The organism is Pseudoalteromonas sp. S554 (assembly GCF_005930865.1).
Lineage (GTDB): Bacteria > Pseudomonadota > Gammaproteobacteria > Enterobacterales > Alteromonadaceae > Pseudoalteromonas > Pseudoalteromonas marina.
This window is the reverse complement of record NZ_PNDV01000033.1, coordinates 35,585-58,542: the sequence shown is the minus strand read 5'-3', so window position 1 is coordinate 58,542 and position 22,958 is coordinate 35,585. Positions and strand designations below refer to the sequence as shown.

The 22,958-nt window shown below is 39.3% G+C and carries 25 protein-coding genes; 19 read left to right on the top strand and 6 right to left on the bottom strand.

Translation table 11 applies throughout. The annotated features are described in order from the left end of the window. Nucleotides 1–27 precede the first annotated feature (27 nt). Genes CWB65_RS08130 through CWB65_RS08100 form a run of 7 tightly spaced genes read left to right on the top strand, consistent with a single transcriptional unit; the run spans nucleotide 28 to nucleotide 5,429 of the window. Nucleotides 28–1,182, top strand: a complete 1,155-nt coding sequence (locus tag CWB65_RS08130) for a protein-glutamate methylesterase/protein-glutamine glutaminase (protein ID WP_138740369.1) — start codon at nucleotides 28–30, stop codon at nucleotides 1,180–1,182. Beyond that, a complete protein-coding gene (locus tag CWB65_RS08125; RefSeq protein ID WP_006792759.1) occupies nucleotides 1,175–1,939 on the top strand; it encodes a flagellar motor protein in 765 nt (254 codons plus the stop codon). Before CWB65_RS08130 ends, CWB65_RS08125 begins: the two co-directional genes overlap by 8 nt. Nucleotides 1,940–1,941: 2 nt before the next feature. Beyond that, nucleotides 1,942–2,901, top strand: coding sequence for a flagellar motor protein MotB (locus tag CWB65_RS08120; RefSeq protein ID WP_138740368.1), 960 nt, complete (start codon nucleotides 1,942–1,944; stop codon nucleotides 2,899–2,901). A 12-nt stretch (nucleotides 2,902–2,913) separates the two neighbouring features. After that, nucleotides 2,914–3,684 carry a ParA family protein gene (locus CWB65_RS08115; protein WP_006792761.1) on the top strand — a complete coding sequence of 257 codons (771 nt, stop codon included), beginning with the start codon at nucleotides 2,914–2,916 and terminating at the stop codon, nucleotides 3,682–3,684. 3 nt (nucleotides 3,685–3,687) lie between these two features. Beyond that, nucleotides 3,688–4,488, top strand: coding sequence for a chemotaxis protein CheW (locus CWB65_RS08110; protein ID WP_138740367.1), 801 nt, complete (start codon nucleotides 3,688–3,690; stop codon nucleotides 4,486–4,488). Nucleotides 4,489–4,512: 24 nt separating this feature from the next. After that, complete coding sequence (locus CWB65_RS08105) at nucleotides 4,513–5,010, top strand: chemotaxis protein CheW (RefSeq protein WP_006792763.1); 498 nt, start codon at nucleotides 4,513–4,515, stop codon at nucleotides 5,008–5,010. Nucleotides 5,011–5,027: 17 nt separating this feature from the next. Then, on the top strand, nucleotides 5,028–5,429 hold the full coding sequence (locus CWB65_RS08100) for a DUF2802 domain-containing protein (RefSeq protein ID WP_006792764.1): 402 nt from the start codon (nucleotides 5,028–5,030) through the stop codon (nucleotides 5,427–5,429). 35 nt (nucleotides 5,430–5,464) lie between these two features. On the opposite strand, the gene CWB65_RS08095 is transcribed toward CWB65_RS08100, so the two are convergent. Further along, nucleotides 5,465–6,118, bottom strand: coding sequence for an OmpW/AlkL family protein (locus tag CWB65_RS08095; RefSeq protein ID WP_138740366.1), 654 nt, complete (start codon nucleotides 6,116–6,118; stop codon nucleotides 5,465–5,467). A gap of 262 nt (nucleotides 6,119–6,380) precedes the next feature. On the opposite strand from CWB65_RS08095, the gene dapE reads away from it, so the two are divergent. Then, nucleotides 6,381–7,565 (top strand): succinyl-diaminopimelate desuccinylase, encoded by a 1,185-nt coding sequence (gene dapE / locus CWB65_RS08090; RefSeq protein WP_138740365.1) that lies wholly within the window; start codon nucleotides 6,381–6,383, stop codon nucleotides 7,563–7,565. Between the two features lie 55 nt (nucleotides 7,566–7,620). On the opposite strand, the gene olsF is transcribed toward dapE, so the two are convergent. Continuing rightward, complete coding sequence (gene olsF, locus CWB65_RS08085) at nucleotides 7,621–9,327, bottom strand: bifunctional ornithine lipid synthase OlsF (protein ID WP_138740364.1); 1,707 nt, start codon at nucleotides 9,325–9,327, stop codon at nucleotides 7,621–7,623. Nucleotides 9,328–9,482: 155 nt separating this feature from the next. On the opposite strand from olsF, the gene CWB65_RS08080 reads away from it, so the two are divergent. Beyond that, nucleotides 9,483–10,403, top strand: coding sequence for a 2-hydroxyacid dehydrogenase (locus CWB65_RS08080; RefSeq protein WP_138740363.1), 921 nt, complete (start codon nucleotides 9,483–9,485; stop codon nucleotides 10,401–10,403). Between the two features lie 203 nt (nucleotides 10,404–10,606). Here the strand turns inward: CWB65_RS08080 and smrA are convergent, their stop codons facing one another. From smrA to CWB65_RS08065, 3 genes are all read right to left on the bottom strand, one after another. Next, on the bottom strand, nucleotides 10,607–11,185 hold the full coding sequence (gene smrA / locus CWB65_RS08075; RefSeq protein ID WP_058428560.1) for a DNA endonuclease SmrA: 579 nt from the start codon (nucleotides 11,183–11,185) through the stop codon (nucleotides 10,607–10,609). Between the two features lie 129 nt (nucleotides 11,186–11,314). After that, a complete protein-coding gene (locus tag CWB65_RS08070) occupies nucleotides 11,315–11,560 on the bottom strand; it encodes a hypothetical protein (protein ID WP_006792771.1) in 246 nt (81 codons plus the stop codon). A 107-nt stretch (nucleotides 11,561–11,667) separates the two neighbouring features. Beyond that, a complete protein-coding gene (locus CWB65_RS08065) occupies nucleotides 11,668–12,111 on the bottom strand; it encodes a hypothetical protein (RefSeq protein ID WP_138740362.1) in 444 nt (147 codons plus the stop codon). Nucleotides 12,112–12,224: 113 nt separating this feature from the next. Here CWB65_RS08065 and CWB65_RS08060 point away from each other — a divergent pair, with 113 nt between their 5' ends. Continuing rightward, the gene (locus tag CWB65_RS08060; protein ID WP_006792773.1) at nucleotides 12,225–12,608 is read left to right on the top strand and encodes a response regulator; all 384 of its coding nucleotides are present in this window, start codon (nucleotides 12,225–12,227) and stop codon (nucleotides 12,606–12,608) included. A gap of 65 nt (nucleotides 12,609–12,673) precedes the next feature. Here the strand turns inward: CWB65_RS08060 and rpsT are convergent, their stop codons facing one another. Beyond that, nucleotides 12,674–12,934 (bottom strand): 30S ribosomal protein S20, encoded by a 261-nt coding sequence (gene rpsT, locus CWB65_RS08055; RefSeq protein ID WP_006792774.1) that lies wholly within the window; start codon nucleotides 12,932–12,934, stop codon nucleotides 12,674–12,676. Nucleotides 12,935–13,228: 294 nt separating this feature from the next. On the opposite strand from rpsT, the gene murJ reads away from it, so the two are divergent. From murJ to pilV, 9 genes are all read left to right on the top strand, one after another. Then, nucleotides 13,229–14,767: a murein biosynthesis integral membrane protein MurJ gene (gene murJ, locus CWB65_RS08050; RefSeq protein ID WP_371816579.1), complete on the top strand. Its 1,539-nt coding sequence runs from the start codon at nucleotides 13,229–13,231 to the stop codon at nucleotides 14,765–14,767. Nucleotides 14,768–14,850: 83 nt separating this feature from the next. Then, entirely contained in the window at nucleotides 14,851–15,801 is a 951-nt protein-coding gene (gene ribF / locus CWB65_RS08045; RefSeq protein ID WP_006792776.1) for a bifunctional riboflavin kinase/FAD synthetase, read from the top strand. 5 nt (nucleotides 15,802–15,806) lie between these two features. Further along, on the top strand, nucleotides 15,807–18,635 hold the full coding sequence (gene ileS, locus CWB65_RS08040; RefSeq protein WP_138740361.1) for an isoleucine--tRNA ligase: 2,829 nt from the start codon (nucleotides 15,807–15,809) through the stop codon (nucleotides 18,633–18,635). 11 nt (nucleotides 18,636–18,646) lie between these two features. Further along, nucleotides 18,647–19,147, top strand: a complete 501-nt coding sequence (gene lspA / locus CWB65_RS08035; RefSeq protein ID WP_010555931.1) for a signal peptidase II — start codon at nucleotides 18,647–18,649, stop codon at nucleotides 19,145–19,147. Beyond that, entirely contained in the window at nucleotides 19,144–19,584 is a 441-nt protein-coding gene (gene fkpB, locus CWB65_RS08030) for an FKBP-type peptidyl-prolyl cis-trans isomerase (RefSeq protein ID WP_008132561.1), read from the top strand. Before lspA ends, fkpB begins: the two co-directional genes overlap by 4 nt. Beyond that, nucleotides 19,584–20,513, top strand: a complete 930-nt coding sequence (gene ispH, locus CWB65_RS08025; protein ID WP_138740360.1) for a 4-hydroxy-3-methylbut-2-enyl diphosphate reductase — start codon at nucleotides 19,584–19,586, stop codon at nucleotides 20,511–20,513. Before fkpB ends, ispH begins: the two co-directional genes overlap by 1 nt. 30 nt (nucleotides 20,514–20,543) lie before the next feature. Further along, on the top strand, nucleotides 20,544–21,578 hold the full coding sequence (locus tag CWB65_RS08020) for a sensor histidine kinase (protein ID WP_013464474.1): 1,035 nt from the start codon (nucleotides 20,544–20,546) through the stop codon (nucleotides 21,576–21,578). Continuing rightward, entirely contained in the window at nucleotides 21,575–22,279 is a 705-nt protein-coding gene (locus tag CWB65_RS08015; RefSeq protein ID WP_138740359.1) for a LytR/AlgR family response regulator transcription factor, read from the top strand. The genes CWB65_RS08020 and CWB65_RS08015 overlap by 4 nt, the downstream gene beginning before the upstream one ends. A 114-nt stretch (nucleotides 22,280–22,393) precedes the next feature. Further along, on the top strand, nucleotides 22,394–22,957 hold the full coding sequence (gene pilV, locus CWB65_RS08010) for a type IV pilus modification protein PilV (RefSeq protein WP_069440280.1): 564 nt from the start codon (nucleotides 22,394–22,396) through the stop codon (nucleotides 22,955–22,957). The last annotated feature ends 1 nt before the right edge of the window (nucleotide 22,958 follow it).

The following is a 22,958-nucleotide window of genomic DNA, read 5'->3' as shown; positions in this document are numbered from 1 at the left end:
TACGTATAAATTTAATAAGAGAGCTAAATGGCCGTAAAAGTTTTAGTTGTTGATGATTCAAGCTTTTTTCGTCGTAGAGTAAGCGAAATCCTTGAACAAGACAGCGATATACAAGTTATAGGTTTTGCCATTAATGGCAGAGAGGCTGTAGAAAAAACGGCTCAGCTTCGTCCTGATATGATCACGATGGATGTAGAAATGCCTGTGCTTGATGGTATCAGTGCTGTTAAAGAGATAATGGCAAGTAACCCCACGCCAATATTAATGTTTTCCTCTTTAACCCGTGCTGGCGCAACAGCAACACTTGATGCGCTTGATGCTGGAGCGATGGATTTTTTACCTAAAAAGTTTGAAGATATTGCACGTAATAATGAAGATGCGATAAAGCTTCTTCAAGCTAAAGTCAAAGAAATTGGTAATAAGCGTATTCCTAGAGCCTTTAAGCCAATAACACACCAGAAACCAGCGGCACGCTCTGTGCCTGATAAAATCAGTAATACTGCGTCTTCAATCAGGCAACCAGATAGAAGTTTTCAGCGTTCAACAACCGCATCGACATTAACAAAAACACAAAACAACGTACCAACTCGTGCAAGTGGCAAGCAATACAAGCTTGTGGCTATCGGTACATCTACTGGTGGTCCTGTTGCTTTACAAAATGTGCTTACGCAATTACCCGCTAATTTTCCGCATCCTATTTTACTTATCCAGCATATGCCTGCTGCTTTTACACCGGCATTTGCAGCTCGTTTAAATGGATTGTGCAAAATAAAAGTAAAAGAAGCACAGCAAGGTGATCGTCTTGACCCTGGAACTGCCTATTTGGCTCCTGGCGGGCAACAAATGATGGTTGAAGGTCGAGGTGGTTCTAAAACATTGCGCGTTTTTGAAGACAATAGCGAGCGAATCACTTATAAGCCCAGTGTTGACGTTACATTTGCAAGTATTGCAAAAGCTTATCAGGGAGATGTTTTAGCTATTATTTTAACCGGCATGGGGGCTGATGGTAGAGATGGCGCAAGAATGTTAAAACAAACTGGCGCCACTATTTGGGCACAAGATGAAAAAAGCTGTGTTGTTTATGGTATGCCACAAGCTGTTGCTAATGCGGGGCTTTCAAGTGAGAGTTTAGCGCTTGACGATATTGCAACGCGGATAAAAAGCGAAACTGGTTGTGGATAAGCTTTCTGTACTTGGTTTAATTGTTGCACTAAGTGCTATAGCAATTGGCTATCATTTAGAAGGTGGTGTTATTGCCGCCCTTTTTAATGGCCCTGCGCTCATTATAGTACTAGGTGGGACAGTAGGCGCTGTAATGCTGCAAACGTCTACTAGTACCTTTAAAAAAATGCTTAGAATGAGTCACTGGGTATTTGTGACTCCCAGTTACAATATTGATGATGCAATTGAGCAAGTTAAACGTTGGTCTCATAAAGCGAGACAAGAAGGATATTTGGCATTAGAGGATGAGGCCCTAACTCACTCAGATGTATATGCAGCAAAAGGGCTGAGTTTACTTGTTGATGGCGGTTCAGAGCAGAGGCTACGTGATACGCTTGAAATAGATTTAATGTTGGAGCGTGAGCGTTTGCTTGAAGCTGCACGTGTATACGAAGCAATGGGCGGTTATAGCCCTACTATCGGTATTTTAGGAGCTGTTCTTGGACTTATTCAGGCTATGTCTTTTATTACCGATCCACAATTGCTTGGTGCTGGAGTTGCAACAGCCTTTATTGCAACGATTTATGGGGTGGGGTTAGCTAATTTATTATTTTTGCCAATGGCACATAAGCTCAAGCAACGTGTAGAAGAAAAGATGCTTTACCACGAAATGCTTGCAGAAGGGATAATTGCAATCAGCGATGGCCAAAGCCCAATGAACATTGAGCTAAAGTTAGAAGCTTATCGTGTTGAACGGCCAAGCCTAGTGGACGCATAAAAATGATGCGTCGACGATTTGGTCGCTCGGCCCATAAAAACCAGCATACAGAGCGCTGGTTAGTATCTTATGCGGATTATATGACCATTATGTTTGCCTTCTTTGTTGTAATGTATGCGATTGCGATTAACAAAGAAGAAAACTTCCAAATTTTATCCGATTCCCTAGAGCAAGTATTCGACAAGTCGGCTCGTGTTTATTCTCAGCAAGGTACGGGGGTAGATGGTACTGGAATACTTACTGATAGGGTTACTCCTGAAGATGAATTGCTGTATGGCGAAAGTATCAACAAGGAAGAGCAAGGCCCAGAGTTGTTAGACGGCCAAAGTGAGACAAGTAATATACAGCAAAAATATTTAGGAAAACCACTTGATAGCTTATTAACAAAACTTCAGTCAGCGCTTATTGATGAAATACGTGATGGTGAAGCCAATCTAGAATTGCATCAAGATTGGCTCATAATAGAACTGAGTTCAGGTATGTTATTTTCAAGTGGTAGCGCAGTTGCTCATACTAGAGCAAAACAAGTTGTTAAAATTGTAAAAGATATTATCGCGCCAGTGGATAACTATATACGTGTGCGTGGATATACAGATGATGAAACAATTAAAAATGAAATATTTCGCTCTAACTGGGAGCTTTCTGTCGCTCGCGCAACTTCAATACTTGTTGAGCTTGAAGCACTTGGCATAAATTCGGCCCGAATGGCTATTGAAGGGTATGGACAGTATTCACCCTTTGCACCTAACGACACAGATGAGGGCCGAGCTGAAAATAGAAAAGTAGTAATAGCGTTATCTAAATATGGGTTGCCAGAAGAGAAAAATAATTCAGCAGAAGAGCCAATAGTTGAGGCAGTAGCGCCTGAGCCAGAAGTAGAATTACCGTCAGACGATGACACAATAAAAATTATTCGTTTACCACATGGTGGAATTCGTATTACAACTCGCAATGAACAGTAACTAGGATATGATGTGAAGATTTGGACTGTAGCCAACCAAAAAGGTGGCGTTGGTAAAACAACGACTGCGGTCAGTCTTGCTGGTACTTTAGCACTGCAGGGTAAACGTGTATTACTAATAGATACCGATCCTCATGCGTCTTTAACGTATTACTTTGGTATTGATTCTGAAGATTTAGAAGTCAGCGTTTACGATATTTTCGCTCGTGGAACTAGTATGCAAAGTGAGGAAATACTTCAAGCATTGTGCCCATCCACTCTCGAAAATTTAGATATATTACCTGCTACTATGGCTATTGCTACATTAGATAGAAGCATGGGCAATAAAACAGGCATGGGGTTAATTTTAAAAAAGACGCTTGCCAAAATAAGCGAACATTACGATTATGCTATTTTAGATTGCCCCCCTGTTTTAGGGGTTTTAATGGTTAATGCATTGGCTGCGAGTGAGCGCATTTTAGTACCTGTTCAAACTGAGTTTTTAGCGCTTAAAGGCTTAGATAGAATGATGCGTACAATGGAATTAATGCAGAGCTCACAAGCGAAAAGTTACGAATATACTATAATACCTACAATGTACGATAAAAGAACGAAGGCATCACTCGAAGCCTACAAAACGTTACAAAAAACCTACGGTAATAGAGTTTGGCCAGGTGTTATTCCCGTAGACACAAAACTAAGAGATGCAAGCTTAGCACAAAAAGTACCCATAGAATTTTGTCCTCGCTCTCGTGGTGTATTTGCTTATAAAGCATTATTAGATTATTTAATTGAACAAGGTTAATGAATGAGTAAGCAATTATTTGCTAATGAAAAAGTAATGACTCAGTACTTAGGTGCCTTACTTTGCGAAGAAGAGCTTGCCAGTGACTTAGAGCCCGTAGCAAAACTTTTAGAAAATATACCGGGTGACTTGCCAAGCGAAGAAGTCACTCATGAAAGTCAGAAGCCAGTTACTAAAGTTAAAGTAGTGGCTGAGCATGAATCATCTTCGTTAGATGATACGCATGAAGTTAAAGAAGCAGAAGCTACAACACCTAAAGTTAACGTCATTGAAACGCCAAAACAGACAACGAGTACAGACCTTAAAATAGCAAAACAGAAACAATTAAATCTTTCAAATAACAGTGAGTCAGATTACTTTGACGGCGAATTTCAGGCATTGTTCTTTGAAGTTGCAGGACTTACGCTAGCAGTCCCGCTTAAAGCTCTTGGCGGTATACATCAATTAGGTGAAGTGAATCACCTGTTTGGTAAACCAAAGTGGTTTAAAGGCGTTATGCTTAATCGTGATGAAAAGCTCAATGTTGTAGATACAGCACGCTGGGTTATGCCAGAGAAGTACGATGAAAAACTTGAGGCATCACTTGATTATCAGTATTTAATAACTTTAGGAGATAGCCAATGGGGGTTATTAGCTGAGAAGCTTATAAATAACATTACATTGACAAAAGAAGATGTAAAATGGCGTACAGATCAAAGTAAGCGCCCATGGCTTGCCGGGGTTATTAAAGAAAAAATGTGTGCTTTAATAGATGTAGACAATTTAAATACGTTATTAGAAGAGGGCTTAGATAGCCGTCAGTAGTAATGACCATTATGGGGTAACAGCATGAACCAAGAGAAATTACTGTCAGAAAATAAAAATGCAGATAATAATGATGAAATATTACAGTGGGTTACTTTTAAGCTAGAAGAGGAAACCTACGGTGTTAATGTAATGCAAGTTCAAGAAATACTGCGTTACACCGAGATTGCACCAGTCCCTGGTGCGCCTTCTTATGTAATAGGCATTATTAACTTACGTGGTAATGTAGTAACCGTTATTGATACACGTGCTCGATTCGGTTTGTCAGCAGCTGATGCAACTGATAACTCACGTATATTAATTATTGAAGCTGAAGAGCAAGTTATAGGGATTTTAGCCGATAGCGTTTCTGAAGTTGTATACCTGCGTAGCTCTGAGATTGACAGTGCGCCAAATGTGGGTACTGAAGAAAGCGCTAAGTTTATCCAAGGTGTCTGTAATCGAGATAATGAGCTTCTTATTTTAGTTGATTTAAATAAGCTACTTAGTGATGACGAATGGGATGAGTTAAGCGATTTATAAGCTTTATCAGATAAACTATGCTGTTACTTAGTATTGCTGTAAGCGCGTTAGCGGTAGGTCTTATATCGTTAACGCTTATTATTGCATTTAAAAATAAACACACCAGCGATGTTGCTGATGTACATCAAAAGCTTAAAGAATGTGCAGAACAAGTTCATATTTTAAGAAGCGAAGCCGCTGAATTAAGAACCGGTTTACTCAGTATCGGCAAGCGAGTTCTAGAGGTTGAGCAACAAAACCAAGATTTACTGCAGCAGCAATCGGCTCAAAAATACGATGATCCTGATGCTAAGATTTATTCCCGTGCTGTGAAAATGGTTGAGTTAGGTGCAGATTTAGACGAAGTTATTCGCGAGTGTGAGTTACCAAGGGCTGAGGCCGAGTTATTGTTTTCGTTGCACAAAAAAAAAGGCGCTTAGCGCCTTTTTTACACACATAACATCGTACTTAGACTTTAAAAACTATACTTCACACCAAACATTGCCACTACAGGGTCAAGCTCAACTGTTGATGTTAATGCTTTTGCATTGTTAGCGTACACGGTTGCATCTGTATCAATATCCATTATAGAAACCATTGCATGAAGTCCCCAGTGATCATCCATTGTATAATTAGCCCCTACTTGTACTAAAAACCCTACAGAGTCATCTAGCTCAACTTTAACATCGTCTGTACCAAGGGTAGCTTTAAGAGCTTGCGAAGGCTGTTCATCAAAAAAGGTTGTATAATTAACACCAACACCTATGAATGGTCTGAGCTGGTAGCTTGTATCTAAAAAGTGATACTGTGCCACTAACGAGGGTGGTAAGTGTTTAATGTTAGCAATTTTATTACCAGCCAAACCGCCTGTTCCATTTACATCATGAGAGAATGGCGTAGCAGCAATCAATTCTAATACCCAATTGTCATTAAATGCATAGTCTACCGTAATACCTAGCTGAGTATTAGAATCACCTTTTAGACCTAATGAGGGGGCTTCGTTAATTGCAGAGCCACTGTTATCTGGGTTAACGTTAATAGCGCCCAGATTTACGCTGAAGTTAGCGTGTGCAGCTGGAGAGAGTGCTAATAAAGAGGTTAATAGTGCAATGCTAATTTTGGTTTTCATGTTGTTCTCCAAGAACTACTTTTTGATTGACGCCATTATTACGCTTAACAAATATGGAAAACCTGTTCTAGATCAAAGTTTCAAAAATTATTGAACGTTGAAAAGTATTTTATTGATTTAGATTAATTTTGACGCTGTTTCATAACCGCAATGATTGACAATCTATATAAGTAATAATCATCAGAATGTATAAAAGCTGACATCTCTTAGTCATACTCTCACTATTTAATAATGCCTTACTTAGTAATAAAGGTGTTAAAAAATGTCTTTAGTTGTTTCACAACAAGCAGTCACTTCTCAAAGGTTAAACGCCGAATTAATAAATAAATTACAAACGCTTATCCAATTTAAATCAGTAACGCCGAATCAAGCCGGTGCAATAGATTGGCTGGTTGAGCAGTTATGTGAGCAAGGTTTTTGCTGTGAAAAATTTACGAGTAATGGTGTCACTAACTTAATTGCGCATATTAAATTCAATGAGGGACCGTGTGTCGCTTTTTCAGGGCACATTGATGTGGTTCCTGCAGATAACGGTGACTGGCTAACCCCTCCGTTTGATGGAAGAATAATTAATGGAGTAATTTACGGAAGAGGTGCCGCTGATATGAAAGGAGGCGTGGCAGCTATGCTAACTGCCACAAAAAAATTAATAAATAGCACGTCATCAAAAGCAGGGACTTTTTATTGGCTCATTACCTCTGATGAAGAAGGCGAGGCTGAGTTTGGTTCTGCGCAAATAGCCAATAAGCTTTCTTCAAATGGGATTGTTTTAGACGGATGTATTGTAGGCGAGCCAACGAGTTCGACACATGTTGGCGATACAATTAAAAACGGTCGCCGTGGTGCACTTTCAGCACGTATTCTGGTAAAGGGCAGGGCAGGTCATGTAGCTTATCCTCAAAATACCATTAACGCCGCACATATTAGTGCCAAAATAGTCAATAAATTGAGTGAACAAGCGTGGCACTTAGATGACGCAGGCTCAAAAACAACACTGCAAGTAACAGGCATAAATATTGACAATGTGGTCGATAATTTAGTCCCTAGTTACTGCGAAATAACATTTAATATTCGCTATAGCCATCGGTACAGCAGTGAAAAAATTAAATCGATATTGAACAATTCGTTGGATGAATTTTCACGTTACATAACGATTAATTGGGAGCGTCCATGTGAACCATACTATACCCAACCTAAGAGCAAGTGGAGTTTAATTACTTGTGTTGAACAAGCCATACATAGTCAAACTGGAAACTACCCAGTTCTAAGTACCAGTGGTGGCACATCTGACGGTCGTTTTTTTGCTAACAGCCACACTCAAGTAATTGAATGTGGGCTAAGAAACAATACAATTCACCAGGTTAATGAGCACGTATCTATTGATGACTTAATAAAAGTTGAAGCAATTTATTATGACTTACTTTCACGTATTTATATAGAACGATAATGTTAGTTAGTTCTCAAATAAAACCCAGATAGTGGCGAGGGTAACCTCGCTTCAATTAGCTTAAGTATCGCTTTGCTTTGTTATCTTTAACATTTTTCAAGTCAACCAATACTAAACCATCAATGCAATTGTTAAAGTCGGGATCTACGCTAAAACTTAAAAATTTCACCCCACCAGGTTTGCATAGCTCTGTATATTGTTTAAATAAAGTGGGAACTTGCGCACCCATATTAGCAAGCACATGCTTTAGTTCTACAAAGTCTTCTTTAACGTCGTTTTTGCAAAAAATCATGTCACACTGCGCAAGTTCATGTTCGCTTAGTTTGAATTCATTGTTTGGAGTCGCAAGTACTTCATCGGTTTTATAATAATGCTGATAGTAATACACTAGCATGGCCTTTGCCGGGTCAGGTAACGTATTAGACACGCTAACAGCGCCAAATAAATAACGATATTGTGGGTAGTTTTTAACAAATGCGCCAATGCCGTACCACAGGTAATCTAAGCTTTTACGTCCCCAATATTTTGGCTGAACAAAGCTACGACCAAGTTCAATTCCTTGCTCTAGGTAGGGGCCCATTTCAGTGCTATAAGTAAATAAACTGTCGGTATACAGCCCTTTACGGCCATGTTTATCAATTATTTCTTTAGCGCAAGCTAGCCTATACGCGCCTACCAGCTCTAATTGTGTTGGGTCCCAAAGAACTAAGTGTTGATAGTCCATATCGTACTTATCAATATCACGGCGTTTTCCACTGCCTTCACCTACAGCTCTAAAAGCTATTTCTCTCAACCTACCTAGCTCTCTAAAAATAGGTGAGCTACCCGTATATTGATATAAATGAATATGCATACCATCTTGTGTTTCCCCCAGAAGCTGACACGCATCTATTGCTTTTTTAAGCTCTTTCCTACACTCAGGAACAGCAATAGGAGTTTGTGTTTTAAGTGGTAAGGTTTTTTTAGTTGTTAGGCGATACAGTTGCTTTCGTATTAAATTAACAATCTCTTTATCTTTTAAATTTTCTATGAGGTATGACGCTGGAGGAATAGACGCACCAATTTCAAACTCTAACGATTTCTGGCGTTGTTTAAACATTTCTTTTACTAGTAACAAGCTTGCTAAGGGTTTGTAAATTATTGAAGTCCCATAAAATAATGGGCTGTTTTTAGCTTTTATATAAATAGGTAATATAGGGCAATTGGCTTTTTTTGCCATGCGCAAAAAACCGCTGTTCCATTTACAATCTTTGATACCTGTAGGGCTCAGCCGTGATACTTCACCAGCGGGAAATATCAATAATATCCCCTCATTTTTCAAATGCTGGTGAATATTATAAAGCTCTTGTTTCTTACTTGTGCCAGATAAGTTATTTACAGGTAAAAGTAAGTCGTGCATTGGAGTCACCGACATGAGCATACGGTTAGCAACAACCTTTAAATCTTTTCTTACGCTTGAGAGCACTTTAATTAATGCAAGCGCATCTAAAGAGCCTATAGGGTGGTTTGCAACAATAATTAATTTACCTTCGCTAGGAATATGCTCTATTTGCTTTGGCTTGTAACGTGTATCAAAATTGAGCTCATCAAGAACTTGTTCAACAAATTCTAGCCCTTGTAAATGAGGATAGGTGTCGGCAAAGGCCACAAACTCTTGTTCATGTAGTAAATAGCCTAATCCCTTTTTTACTAGGCTTTTTACTTTTGGTGAGCTTTCTAATTGTGGTAAGTTTGCTGCAATTACTTTATCAACACTGATCATACAAGCCTCTTTTTAATTTAGCACGACTGCCATATCTGTAGAGTAAAAAAAGGGTGTGACAGTTATTTTGCAGTTGTGTGACCTTTTAAAGTGTAAAGGGTGCCAAGTGTTGATTAGTCAGTATGGATTTTATAAAAACTTATTTGGAAGTAACTATGTCGGTATTAGTAGCAATTACAGGTCGAGATAACACAAAGTTAATAGCGCAATTACAAGCCCGATTACCCTCTACAAAAATACAGCAGTGGCCAGATTGCAATAACCTAGAAACTATTGATTTTGTATTAGCATGGAAAGCACCGCATGATATGTGGGCAAAGTTGCCAAACCTTAAAGCGGTATCGTCATTTGGTGCGGGTGTAGACAGTATTGATTTAAATTTGCTTGGTGATGACGTAGATGTGGTGCGTATAGTTGATGAAAAATTGGCACAAGATATGGCCGAATATGTGCTTACGCATGTTTTAGCGCAAAAATTGCGATTAAAAGAATACTTTATTAAGCAAACGCAGCACCAATGGAAGCCCAAAAGGGCTTATCAACAAAACAATGTAGGTATTTTGGGATTTGGGGAGCTAGGCAAAGCATGTGCGAAACGACTTATTGCCAATAAGTTTACTGTAAATGCTTGGGCTCATACACATAAAACCAGTAATACAGTTAATTTATTTTATGGCGAACAAGGGCTTCAAAATATGCTTAGCGACATTGATTATCTAGTCTGTTTGTTGCCATTAACCAAAAAAACGAAAGGTATTATCAATAAAAGTACAATTAGTATGCTTCCTAATCATGCTGTTATTATTAATGTTGCACGAGGAGAGCATGTTATAGAAGCGGATTTACTTAAAGCCTTAGAAGAGAATTCGCTTCGGGCTGCAGTCATTGACGTGTTTGAACACGAACCTCTTAGTGAAGAGCACCCTTATTGGCAGCATGATAAAATAACCCTTACACCGCATTGTGCTGCATTATCAGATATAAACAGTGTTTCAGCACAAATAGCAGAAAATGTTGAACGCTTACAGCAAGGTATTACTTTAAATAATCGAATAGATAGAACGAAAGGATATTGATAAATTTAAAGAAACAGCTTGTTAACATATGTAATTTTTATTAATGTTGTATATGTTCTCAACAATAAAAATATAAAGAGGGTGAAATGAAAACAAATCAGGGTGGTGCTAGATTAAGCTTAATTATAATTTCTATAATAATATTAGGCGTATCTGCTTGGTTTAATCAGCCAACTATTTTATAGAATGGCACCACAGCAAGTTTAGCGCTTGCTGTGGATTTCTCTATTTTCGTGTTTTTTATCGGCACTTTTTTTAAGTAAAACATAAGTCGCACCACTCCCTCCATGATGCCTCTGTGCAGTATGATATGCCAAAACCGCCGGTAATTCAGGTAGCCATTTATTTACAAAACTTTTTAGTATTCCTGGTTTAGTTTTATTTTTAATTCCTACACCATGCCTAATAAGCACCACGCGAACATTTTGCTGCTGACAGTCATTAATAAAATTAAAGAGCGTATTGCGTGCATTTTTAAGTAGCTGGCCATGAAGGTCTAAGGTCGCATCAACTTGATACTTTGCTAAACGTAAGTTTTTAAATACAGGGCCTTGTACTCCGTCTTTTTTAAAACTTAAAATAGCAAATGGCTCAACAAGCTCAACAGACTCTGTACTTAAGTAGTTCTCATCTGTTGATAGAGTATTTTCAGCCGCTTGCCGCTTTTGTTGTTGCGCAAGTGAAGAATGAGGGCTGCTTGATAACGGTTTAATAGTATCACTGCTAATAGGGGTCACATCTTCCATAGAAGATAAAAACAAATCAAAATCAGATAAGGACATACCGAGATCTCAAAATAATGTAGTACGAGGTCAATATTATCTTAGTTCACCTAATTACCCAACCATTTTGATTTATACAATAAAAAAAGCCCAGCAATGCTGGGCTATAAAATATTCTAGGGGAAATTGTTAGCTCTGAGTTACATTAAGTTGCCCAAATGTATAAACCTTAAACAGATAAAATGTATTGATCAATACTAAACTCATATTTGAAATAACACTCGACGACATAAGATCTAAGCTAAATGATAAAAATAACAGGCCACATGCACTTATGGCGGCTACGCGCAGTAATGTTATGTGGTTAATAAAGAATGCACCTAAACCTAGTGCAAGTAGTATCGTGTTTAAAAGCCAATCTAGCTCGTTTAGCATGGTCGTTTCAATAGTTCAGTTGTTGAAAAAAGGAGCGCCATTATGGTGATCTTTTGCGCACCTTTCAACCAAGTAATTTTACATTTTTCAGATTAGTTTTATTAATGCTAAAAGTAACTTTTAATCGCTGAAATGAGACCGTCGTCAGCAATAACTTGATACTTTTGGCAGCTCTGAGGATCCTGTAAATCACTACATAAATAGAGAGATTTACGCTTATCGTCAAACTTAGGATGTAAATGCGAGTCAACAAGCGTTGCACCGTATCCAAATACACCAGGCCAATAAATACTTTTGCTAACCATCCCTAATTTTTTATAGGTGAGTAAAGTTGGTTTTGGAAAAGCTATAATGATAACTGCAATAATAGCGAGCGTTATTAACAGCCCTTTTTTAGGTTTAGGGTTTTGGCTATTTAACTCTGTATCAATAGTGTGTTGTTTAGTTTGTGCCTGCCTTTGAGAAGTTGCCCGAGTTTTATTTTTTTGTGTTGTATTTTTTCTTGCCGGTGTTTTACCTAGCAAGGATTGTTTTTTTGGTGTTTTTGACATAAAGCAGATCTGGCCTTTTTTACATAGGTCTTTATAATTCAAATAGTAAATTTATATACTAAGCTAATTATTATAATAACGTAAAGTTAGCTTATAGCCTATGAGGAATGAAGATGGACACGCAGCTATCAATTTTAATAGTGGATGACGTTAGCACGGTGCGTAGTTTTTTGAGCCAAACGCTCATGCATCTAGGGATAGACAATGTAAAGGAAGCATCTACTGCCTCACAGTGTATTAGTGAATGCCAAGCAGCAAAATACAGTATGATTTTTTTGGATATTGAGTTACCGGATGGAGACGGAAAAGAATTAATTGCACAAATCAACGAGATGAGTCCAGAAACGAATGTAATTATGGTGTCTGCGCATTCAGCTGTTGAAAATGTAAAAGATGCCATAGATAAAGGCGCTAAAGGGTTTATCGTAAAACCGTTTACACCTAAAAAAATAGCAGCCATGCTTAAAAAGTTTTATCCAGATTTAGAAATTATGTAGTCCAAAAACTTTTAAGTAAAAAAAAACCGGCAAAAGCCGGTTTTTTATATTCTAACAAAAACAAATTATAGCGCTTTGATCTTAGCTGCTAAACGGCTCTTATGACGAGCTGCTTTGTTTTTGTGGATTAGACCCTTAGTTGCGTAACGGTCTAGGATAGGTGTAGCAACAGAAAAAGCTTGCTGTGCAGCTTCTTTATCGCCAGCTTCAATAGCAACAACTACTTTTTTGAAGTAAGTGCGCATCATTGAGCGACGGCTTGCGTTGTGCTGACGGTTCTTTTCGCTAGTAATAGCGCGTTTTTTTGCAGACTTGATGTTAGCCAAGGTTTGCTCCTAACAATCTTAAAATAAAGCTTAAATTAAAGGCCGTGGAATATGCCTGTTTCTATCATGAATGTCAATTAAATTTAACTATTCAAGAAAAACTGCTCCTTATAACGAACATTAATTTGCCGCTTTAGCAGTTAATGACGCTATTGTAACAAAGCACAGACCCCCAGCCTAGTGCTTTAAAGCGATTTATAAAAAAGACTGTGGCATAATCGCGTATCTTAGGGATTTTTAAGTAGGTTTAAGGTGTCAAAAGGTTTATTTCGCTCCGGTATGATTGTTAGTTGTATGACTATGATCTCGCGTATTTTAGGGCTCGTAAGAGATGCAGTTGTTGCTAATTTACTCGGCGCAAGTGCTGCGGCTGATGTATTTTTATTTGCTAACCGAATTCCTAACTTTTTACGTCGCTTATTTGCAGAAGGCGCTTTCGCACAGGCATTCGTACCCGTTTTAAGTGAAATAAAAGAGCAACAAGGTGATGATAAAGTTAGGCTCTTTGTTGCCCAAGCTGCAGGTACGCTGGGCACTATTTTATTGTTAGTGACTATTTTTGGTGTAGTGGCTTCGCCGGTTATCGCCGCTTTATTTGGTACCGGCTGGTTTATTGATTGGTGGCAAGGCGGCCCCAATGCAGAAAAGTTTGAGCTGGCCAGTTCGTTATTAAAATTTACCTTTCCGTATTTGTTGTTTGTAAGTTTAGTCGCGCTGAGCGGTGCGGTAATGAATGTTTACAACCGTTTTGCCGTTGCCGCATTTACCCCTGTGTTACTAAATATATCAATTATTACCTGTGCAATTTTTTTACATGACAAATTTAGTGTAGGCGCCTATGCGTTGGCCGTTGGTGTGTTTGTTGGTGGCATTGTTCAGTTGTTATTTCAATTACCTTTTTTATCACGCGCTAAAATGTTGGCTCGCCCGCGCTGGGCTTGGCATGACGAAAACGTAAAAAAAGTGCGTAAGCTTATGCTGCCCGCATTGTTTGGCGTATCGATAAGCCAAATTAATTTATTACTAGATACTATGATTGCCTCATTACTGATGACAGGTTCTATAGCATGGCTTTATTACTCAGACAGGCTAATAGAGTTTCCGCTTGGTTTGTTTGGAATAGGTATTGCGACGGTTATTTTACCCGCACTCTCTAAATTGCACAGCAGTAAAAAATTGAGCGATTTTCAGCATACGTTAGATTGGGGAGTTCGCTTTGTAATATTTTTAGGTATACCAGCAATGGTTGGCTTAATGATAATAAGCCCACTTATAATTACGGTCCTATTCGATCATGGTGCCTTTAAAGAGGACAGTGTTGATCATGTAAAAGCGGTAAGTTTAGGTGTTGTAGCTTACTCTGTTGGGTTAGTTAGTTTTATGTTGATTAAAGTGCTCGCGCCTGGGTTTTATTCACGTCAAGATACTAAAACGCCCGTACGCATTGGTATTATAACCCTTGTGCTAAATATGGTATTTAATATTATGTTAGCCCCTTTTATAGGTTACTTAGGGTTAGCACTCGCTACATCAATGTCAGCCAGTTGTAATGCATTTTTACTTTATAGGCAGCTGAAAAAAGAAAATGTTTATCAGTTTTCTTCTATGAGTTTGCGTTTCACTATAAAGTGCATCGTTGCAAGTTTAGGCATGGGGTGTGTTACATGGTATGTAAGTAGTTACTATTTCTGGGCCTCGTGGGCTTTCGCACAACAAGTTATATTATTAATTGCCCTTGTCGTATTAGCAGGAGTTAGCTATTTTTCAATGCTCTTTTTAATGGGTGTAAGACTAAATACGATAAAAAGTGTAGCAATTACTGAATCAAACTAAAAAAAAGATTATAATCGGCAGCCTTGTGGCTTTTCCTTGATATAAGTCGTGATAATACTTGCTGAAAAAAGGCTTTAGGTGGCATGGAGTTAATTAGAGGTATACACAATATTCGCCCACACCATTTTGGGTGTGTGTTAACTATTGGTAATTTTGACGGCGTTCACTTAGGTCATGCGCAAGTATTAAAAGGCTTGTTAGCTGACGCAAAAGCACACAATTTACCCAGTACGGTGTTGTTGTTTGAGCCTCAACCTCAAGAGTTTTTTGCAAAAAATAATGCCCCAGCAAGGTTAACTCGCTTACGCGACAAGTTACGTTTATTAAGTGATTTAGGCATTGAACGTGTAATTTGTATTAGCTTTAACCAGCGGTTTGCAAATATGCATGCAGAACAGTTTGTAAACGAAATACTAATAAAAAAACTCGGTGTTAAAGCGTTAACGGTGGGTGACGACTTTAGATTTGGCCAACAACGTAAAGGTAATTTTAATTTACTTGTAAATATGGGTAAACAAGCAGGCATGGATGTACAAAGCACTGCGAGTTTTCATCAGTTAAATGCTAGAGTAAGTAGCACGTTAATACGCGAGGCATTGGCATGCGGCAACTTAGCCGATGCAAAAGTGATGCTTGGTCATAATTATGCGATTTCTGGGCGTGTTATACACGGTTGGAAACGAGGCCGTGAACTTGGTTTTAGAACTGCAAATATAGCGCTAAAGCGCCAAGTTTGCCCCGTGAATGGGGTGTTTGCTGTGCAGGCGACTATTGCTGGGAAACAGGTTTTTGGGGTTGCTAATATAGGCAATAAACCCACATTTAATGGGACACGTGCACTTCTGGAAGTTCATCTTTTTGACTTTGCACAAGACATTTACGGACAATTTATGCACGTAGAGTTAATACAAAAACTCCGCGATGAAAAAAAATTCGAGACATTAACACAATTAACGGCGCAAATAGCAACAGACGTTGCCGCCGCTAAACAGTGTTTTGGTTTAAATCAGGTAGCCGATAGAGACGGAATGTAGGATAAATGAGCGACTATAAACATACTTTGAACTTACCGGAAACACCGTTTCCAATGCGTGGCAATTTGGCACAACGTGAACCAAAAATGCTAAAAGCATGGTATGAAGACGACCTATACGGTCAAATCCGCAGCGCTAAAAAGGGCAAAAAAACCTTTATTTTGCATGACGGTCCTCCATATGCGAATGGCGACATTCACTTAGGTCACTCAGTAAATAAAATTTTAAAAGACATTATTGTAAAGTCTAAAACGTTATCAGATTTCGACTCACCATATATTCCAGGTTGGGACTGTCACGGTTTACCAATCGAGCTAATGGTTGAGAAAAAAGTAGGTAAGCCTGGCGTTAAAGTAACTGCGAGCGAGTTTCGCGAAAAATGCCGCGCTTATGCTAAAAAGCAAGTTGAAGGTCAAAAAGTAGACTTTAAACGTTTAGGTGTGTTTGCCGATTGGGACAAGCCATACCTAACAATGAATTTTGATTTTGAAGCGAATGCAATTCGTGTACTTGGTCGTATTATTAAAAATGGTCACCTACACAAAGGTGCAAAGCCTGTGCACTGGTGTACTGATTGTGGCTCTGCATTAGCTGAGGCTGAAGTTGAGTATCAAGATAAACAGTCGCCAGCCATTGATGTGCGTTTTATTTTTGCTGACCAGGACGCCGTAGTTAATGCATTTGATATGGCACAAGGGCATAAAGGTAAAGGTAGTGTAGGTACTGTAATATGGACTACAACACCATGGACGCTTCCAGCAAACCGCGCAGTAGCCGTGCATGCTGAGTTAGAATATGCATTAGTACAAGTTGAAGATGAAGGCGCTGAGCAGCGTTTAATTTTAGGTTCAGAGCTTGTAAAAGATGCTATGGATCGTTTTGGTTTTAATCATTACCATGTTTTAGGTTACGTAAAAGGTGCTGCACTTGAAAACTTGCAAGTAGCGCATCCTTTTTATGACTTTAATGTACCGGTGATTGTTGCAGAACACGTAACTACGGACTCAGGTACTGGCGTGGTGCATACAGCACCGGGTCATGGTCAAGAAGATTTCGTGGCAGGCTTAAACTATAACCTAGAAGTTGCTAACCCAGTTGGCGCTAACGGTGTGTACTTGCCTGATACAGAATTATTTGCAGGCCAGCACGTATTTAAAGCAAACGCGAGCGTAATTGAAGTATTAAAAGAGCGTGGGGCTTTAGTGCATCACCATGCGCTTACTCATAGTTACCCACATTGCTGGCGTCATAAAACCCCTATTATTTTCCGTGCTACGCCACAATGGTTTGTTAGCATGGATCAGGCTAATTTACGTAAAGATTCACTTGCTGAAATTAAAAATACGCAGTGGTTACCAGAGTGGGGTGAAAGCCGTATTGCAAACATGGTCGAAGGTCGCCCAGATTGGTGTATTTCTCGCCAACGTACTTGGGGTGTACCCATTGCTTTATTTGTTGACAAAGACACCGGTGCATTACACCCAAATACCCAAGCGCTTATTGAGCAAGCTGCCGCATTAGTAGAAAAATCAGGTATTCAAGCATGGTACGACTTAGATCCTGAAACCCTGCTTGGCGAAGAAGACGCTAAACAATACATGAAAGTGCAAGATACACTCGATGTATGGTTTGACTCAGGCGTGTCGCATGCGTGTGTTGTTGATGCTCGTGAAGAATTAGTAGGTCCAGCAGATTTATATCTGGAAGGGTCGGATCAACACCGTGGTTGGTTTATGTCGTCGATGATGACATCGGTTGCGATTAATGGTCATGCCCCTTATAAACAAGTGCTTACGCATGGCTTTACCGTTGATGAAAACGGCAGAAAAATGTCTAAGTCATTGGGTAACGTTATTTCTCCGCAAAACGTTATGAATAAGTTGGGTGCTGACATTTTACGTTTATGGGTCGCGTCTACCGACTACACGGCTGAAATGACTGTATCGGATGAAATATTTAAACGCTCTGCAGATCGCTACCGCCGTATTCGTAACACAAGTCGTTACTTATTAGCTAACTTAAATGGTTTTGATCCTAAAACAGATCAGGTTGCTGTTGACGATATGGTTGAGCTTGATAAGTGGATTGTTGGCCGTGCTGCACAGCTTCAGGACGAAATTTTAGCCGCTTACGATAGCTACCAAATGCTATTAGTTACGCAAAAGCTAATGAACTTCTGTACGGGTGAGCTTGGTTCGTTCTACTTAGATGTAATTAAAGACCGTCAGTACACAGCTAAGAGCGACAGCCATGCACGACGTTCTTGTCAAACTGCGCTTTACCACATTGCTGAAGCAATGACGCGTTGGATGGCACCAATTATGAGCTTTACAGCACAAGAAATTTGGGAAGCTTTACCTGGAGAACGTAGCGATTACGTATTTACATCAGTATGGTATGAAGGTTTACAAGCACCAACAAATACTCAGTTTAGTAATGATGACTGGCAAGCAATTTTAAACGTACGTGACGAAGTGAACCGTTTATTAGAAGCGGCACGTAAAGAAGAAGTTATTGGTGCGGCTCTTCAAGCTACAGTTAATTTATTTGCGGGCGAAGAGCTGGCAAACAAATTAACAGCATTGGGTGATGAGTTGCGTTTTGTACTGCTAACGTCAGCTGTTAATGTAGCGGATGTTGATAGCCAGCCTGCAGATACGCAAGAAACAGAAATTGAAGGTTTGTACATTAGTGTTGCAGCAACAGATGCCGCCAAATGTGAACGTTGTTGGCATTACAGCGACGATGTAGGCATTGAGCCTGCTCACCCAGAAATTTGCGGTCGTTGTGTTAGTAATGTTGATGGCGAAGGCGAAAAGCGTCAATTCGCTTAGGGGATGTTTTAGTGAGCAAACTAGCCCAAAAAAGTGGTTTAGTGTGGTTATGGTTGAGTCTATTGCTTTTAGCAATAGACTTTGCCAGTAAAACACTTGTTGTAAATACTATGGCTTATAGCGAGTCTATTAATTTACTACCTGTTTTTAGTATTACCTATGTGCATAACTATGGTGCTGCTTATAGTTTTTTAAGTGATGCTGGTGGTTGGCAACGTTGGTTTTTAAGCGCAATTGCAATTGCTATAAGTGCCTTATTGGTGTGGTGGCTAAAAAGATTACCCGCAACTAATAAAGTGTTATGTGGTGCTTACTCGTTAGTGCTTGCTGGCGCTATTGGTAATTTATACGACCGTATTGCTTACGGTTATGTAATTGACTTTATTCACGTATTTTATGAAGACTCACATTTTCCAGTATTTAACTTTGCTGACTGTGCTATTTGTGTAGGCGCGGCATTGTTATTATTTGACGCCTTTACAGGTGAGAGTCCGAAGGAGCATAAAGCATGAGCCAAGCTGTAATTGGTGAAAACTCGCAAGTTATTTTTCATTTTTCTATAAAACTTGAAGATGGCTCTGCCGCTGATTCAACTAAAGTGCACAACAAACCTGCAAAGTTAACAATGGGCGATGGCAGCTTAACGGCAAATTTTGAGAAGTGCCTATTAGGTCTAAGCGCAGGTGAAAGTAAAACCTTTGAATTAGAACCTGAAGATGCATTTGGTCAGCCAAATCCAGATAACATTTATTATGTTGATCGTAGTAAATTTGGCGCAGAAACACCTGCGAAAGTAGGTGCTATTATTGCGTTTACTCAACCTGATGGTACAGAGCTTCCGGGCTTAGTGCGGGAAGTGCAGGGTGAGTCGGTTACTATTGATTTTAACCATCCGCTATCTGGCCAGCGTTTAACATTTGAAGTTGATATTATTGAGGTAAAAGGCTAATGGATATTTTATTAGCTAATCCACGTGGCTTCTGCGCAGGCGTTGATAGAGCAATTAGCATAGTAGAGCGCGCTTTAGATATTTTTGAAAAACCAATCTATGTGCGCCATGAAGTGGTACACAATCGTTATGTGGTTGATGGCTTAAAAAATCGCGGCGCCGTGTTTGTTGAAGAGCTTGATCAGGTACCGGATGACAGTATTGTTATATTTAGTGCTCATGGTGTATCACAGGCTGTACGCAGTGAAGCAAAACGCCGTGAGCTTAAAGTATTTGATGCAACCTGCCCGTTAGTGACTAAAGTGCATATGGAAGTTACCCGTGCCAGCAGAAAAGGCATTGAATGCATTTTAATTGGCCATCATGGTCACCCAGAGGTTGAAGGCACCATGGGGCAATACGACAATGATGCTGGCGGTATTTATTTAGTAGAAACCGTAGACGATGTTATTGCGCTTAATGTTAAAGATGCAGAAAACTTGTTTTATTGTAGTCAAACAACACTCTCTGTTGATGACACTGCTGATGTAATTGATGCATTACGAGAAAAATTTCCTGCAATTGACGGCCCGCGTAAAGATGATATTTGTTACGCGACTCAAAATCGCCAAGATGCTGTTCGCGACCTAGCTGATAAGGTTGATGTATTATTAGTTGTTGGTGCGAAAAATAGCTCAAACTCAAATCGTTTGCGCGAACTTGCAGATAAAATGGGCACGCGTGCGTACTTAATTGACGATGCCAGCAATGTTGAAGCGTCATGGTTTGATGGTATCAATAGTGTGGGGGTTACCGCAGGCGCATCAGCACCTGAAGTGCTAGTGCAGCAGGTGATTACCCGCTTAAAAGAGCTCGGTGGTAACCAAGTAACAGAAAACCCTGGTGAAGAAGAAAACATTGTTTTTGCTGTACCAGTAGAGCTGCGTTAATTTAGAGATAAATCATAAAAGGAGGGTCGAATGGGTAAGCAACTGTCACCAGATGCGTTACTTTTTTCGGCCCTTTTTAATGAGCGTGGTGTGCTTGCATCCCTCGTAGTAACACAGGTTGTGGCTATTATATTAGCTTTTGCTCCTAATGCTGGCGATGACATATGGCTGCATTTGGGGGCGATCAGTTTGTTTCTCCATGTAACTGTGCTGGTCAGTACCTCTTTTTTATATCTTTGTCGTCGATTACTCGCAAAACAGACTCAGTTTATTCAGATCAGTTTTTTTATTGCTTCATATAGTCTCAGTACTGCTGTATTTAGTCTGGTGTTTTCTCATATTGCTTTTGATATTGAAAACGAAAAACAACTGACGTTTTTTGTGCTGCGTAATTGCATTATTGTATTTTTGCTTACCTTACTGTTTGTACAATTTTTGCTTATTCATTTTGAAAAAGAGCAGCAAACCAAAGCACTTTCTCGTGCAGAACTTGATGCTTTGCAGGCACGGATCCGACCCCACTTTTTATATAATAGCTTGAATACGGCGGCAGAATTAACGCATCATGACGTTGAGGCTGCAGAGCATGCAATTTTAGCACTAGCAGCGCTGTCTCAAGCTGCAATGCGTTCAGGTCAAAGTGTATTACTCAGTGATGAAATAACATTAACTAAACAGTATATTGCGCTTGAATCATGGCGCTTTGCAGAGCGCTTAAAGGTTGAGTGGTTATTACCAGAACATCTCCCTGCGCTATATATTCCATATCTAACATTACAACCTTTGGTAGAGAACGCAGTATGTCATGGCATTGAGCCAAGCCAAAGTGGTGCTACTATAAGTATTGAACTGCATGTGACAACACATTATTTAACCTTAATTGTAACTAATCCTGTACCTACTGAAACTGAAAATACTAGAGAGCATAACGGTATGGCTCTTGATAATATTCGTTCTCGTTTAAGTATTTATTATAAAGGTCGGGCGCAACTGACAATAACCAACAAAGATAATCAATTTAGAGTCAAAGTAGTCATCCCAAAACAAGCAGAGAATACGTTATGAATGTATTGATTGTAGATGATGAACCCTTAGCAAGGGCACGATTGAAGCGTTTACTCGCTGAGAACCATACATCCATTCATGTGCAAGGAGAGGCTAGTGATGGTAATGACGCTTTAACACAAATGAAAAAGCAGCAGCCTGATTTAGTGTTTTTAGATATTGATATGCCAGGCTTAAATGGCATCGAAGTGGCCAATCAACTCAATGATCTAGCGGTACCTCCGGCGATTATTTTTATAACCGCTCATCCTGAGCATGCGCTTGATGCGATGCAGTTAAATGCAGCCGGATATTTGGTAAAACCTATATCAGAAAAAAGTTTGCAACATGCATTACAACAGCTAGTACGTTTAAACAGAGTACACCTGCAACAGCAACAAACAGAAAAAGTAACCTATCAATTGGCAGGCACCGTAAGAAGCATAAAAATAGAAAGTATTTTCTATTTTTATGCACAGGAAAAGTACACAAAAGTCGTGTTCGATGGTGGGGAGGCTCTAATTGAAGACAGTTTAAAGCAACTTGAAATGCAATATCCTCGTCACTTATTGCGAATTCATCGAAATACCTTAGTGAATAAAAATAAAATTTTGGCACTCCATACACTTAAAAACCATCAACATGTTATTGAACTCAAAGGGTGTACACCTTTTTTAGCCGTTAGTCGCCGAGCGCTCAAAAGCGTAAAAAGCGTACTTTAGCACACCAACCTATTAACCGCTTATCAAGATAATTAACCGTTGGTCGTGGTCTTAGTTGAATCTATTTTTTTATTGCATACACTTAGTATCAGATAATTATTATTTGGTTTTACTATGTCTTTGAGCACGTTTAAATTGCAAAAAGGTTTTACCCTTATTGAAGTCCTGATTGCGTTTATTATATTAAGCTTTGGTTTGTTAGGCGCCGTTGCACTGCAAGCAAAAGCAAAACAAGCCAGTTTTGACTCTATGCAGCGCGCCGCCGCTGTGGCTTTAGGTAACGACATTATTCAGCGCATTCGAGCAAATGATACCATTGATATAATAAAAGATTACAAAGGCGTTATAAAAAGCTCAGCGAATAGTAATACTTACTCGAGTTGCTTTGGTGCAATATGTAGCTCTTCTGATATTGCCAAATTAGATATAACGCAATGGAAGCGTGCCATACGAGCCAGTGAAAATACAGGGACTTTAGATGATGCGACAATATGTATAAATCCAACTTCAGTGGCAGATACTGGAGGCAAAGGATTCAACATTGAAGTAATTATATCATGGCAAGGCCGCCAAGAGTTTAATGCGAATGCAGTTACAGGAAAAGTTACCTGTGGTGATGATCCTAGCAATAAACGCCGTTTAGTGGTTCTAACAAGTTATATATATGTGAGGAGCTAAC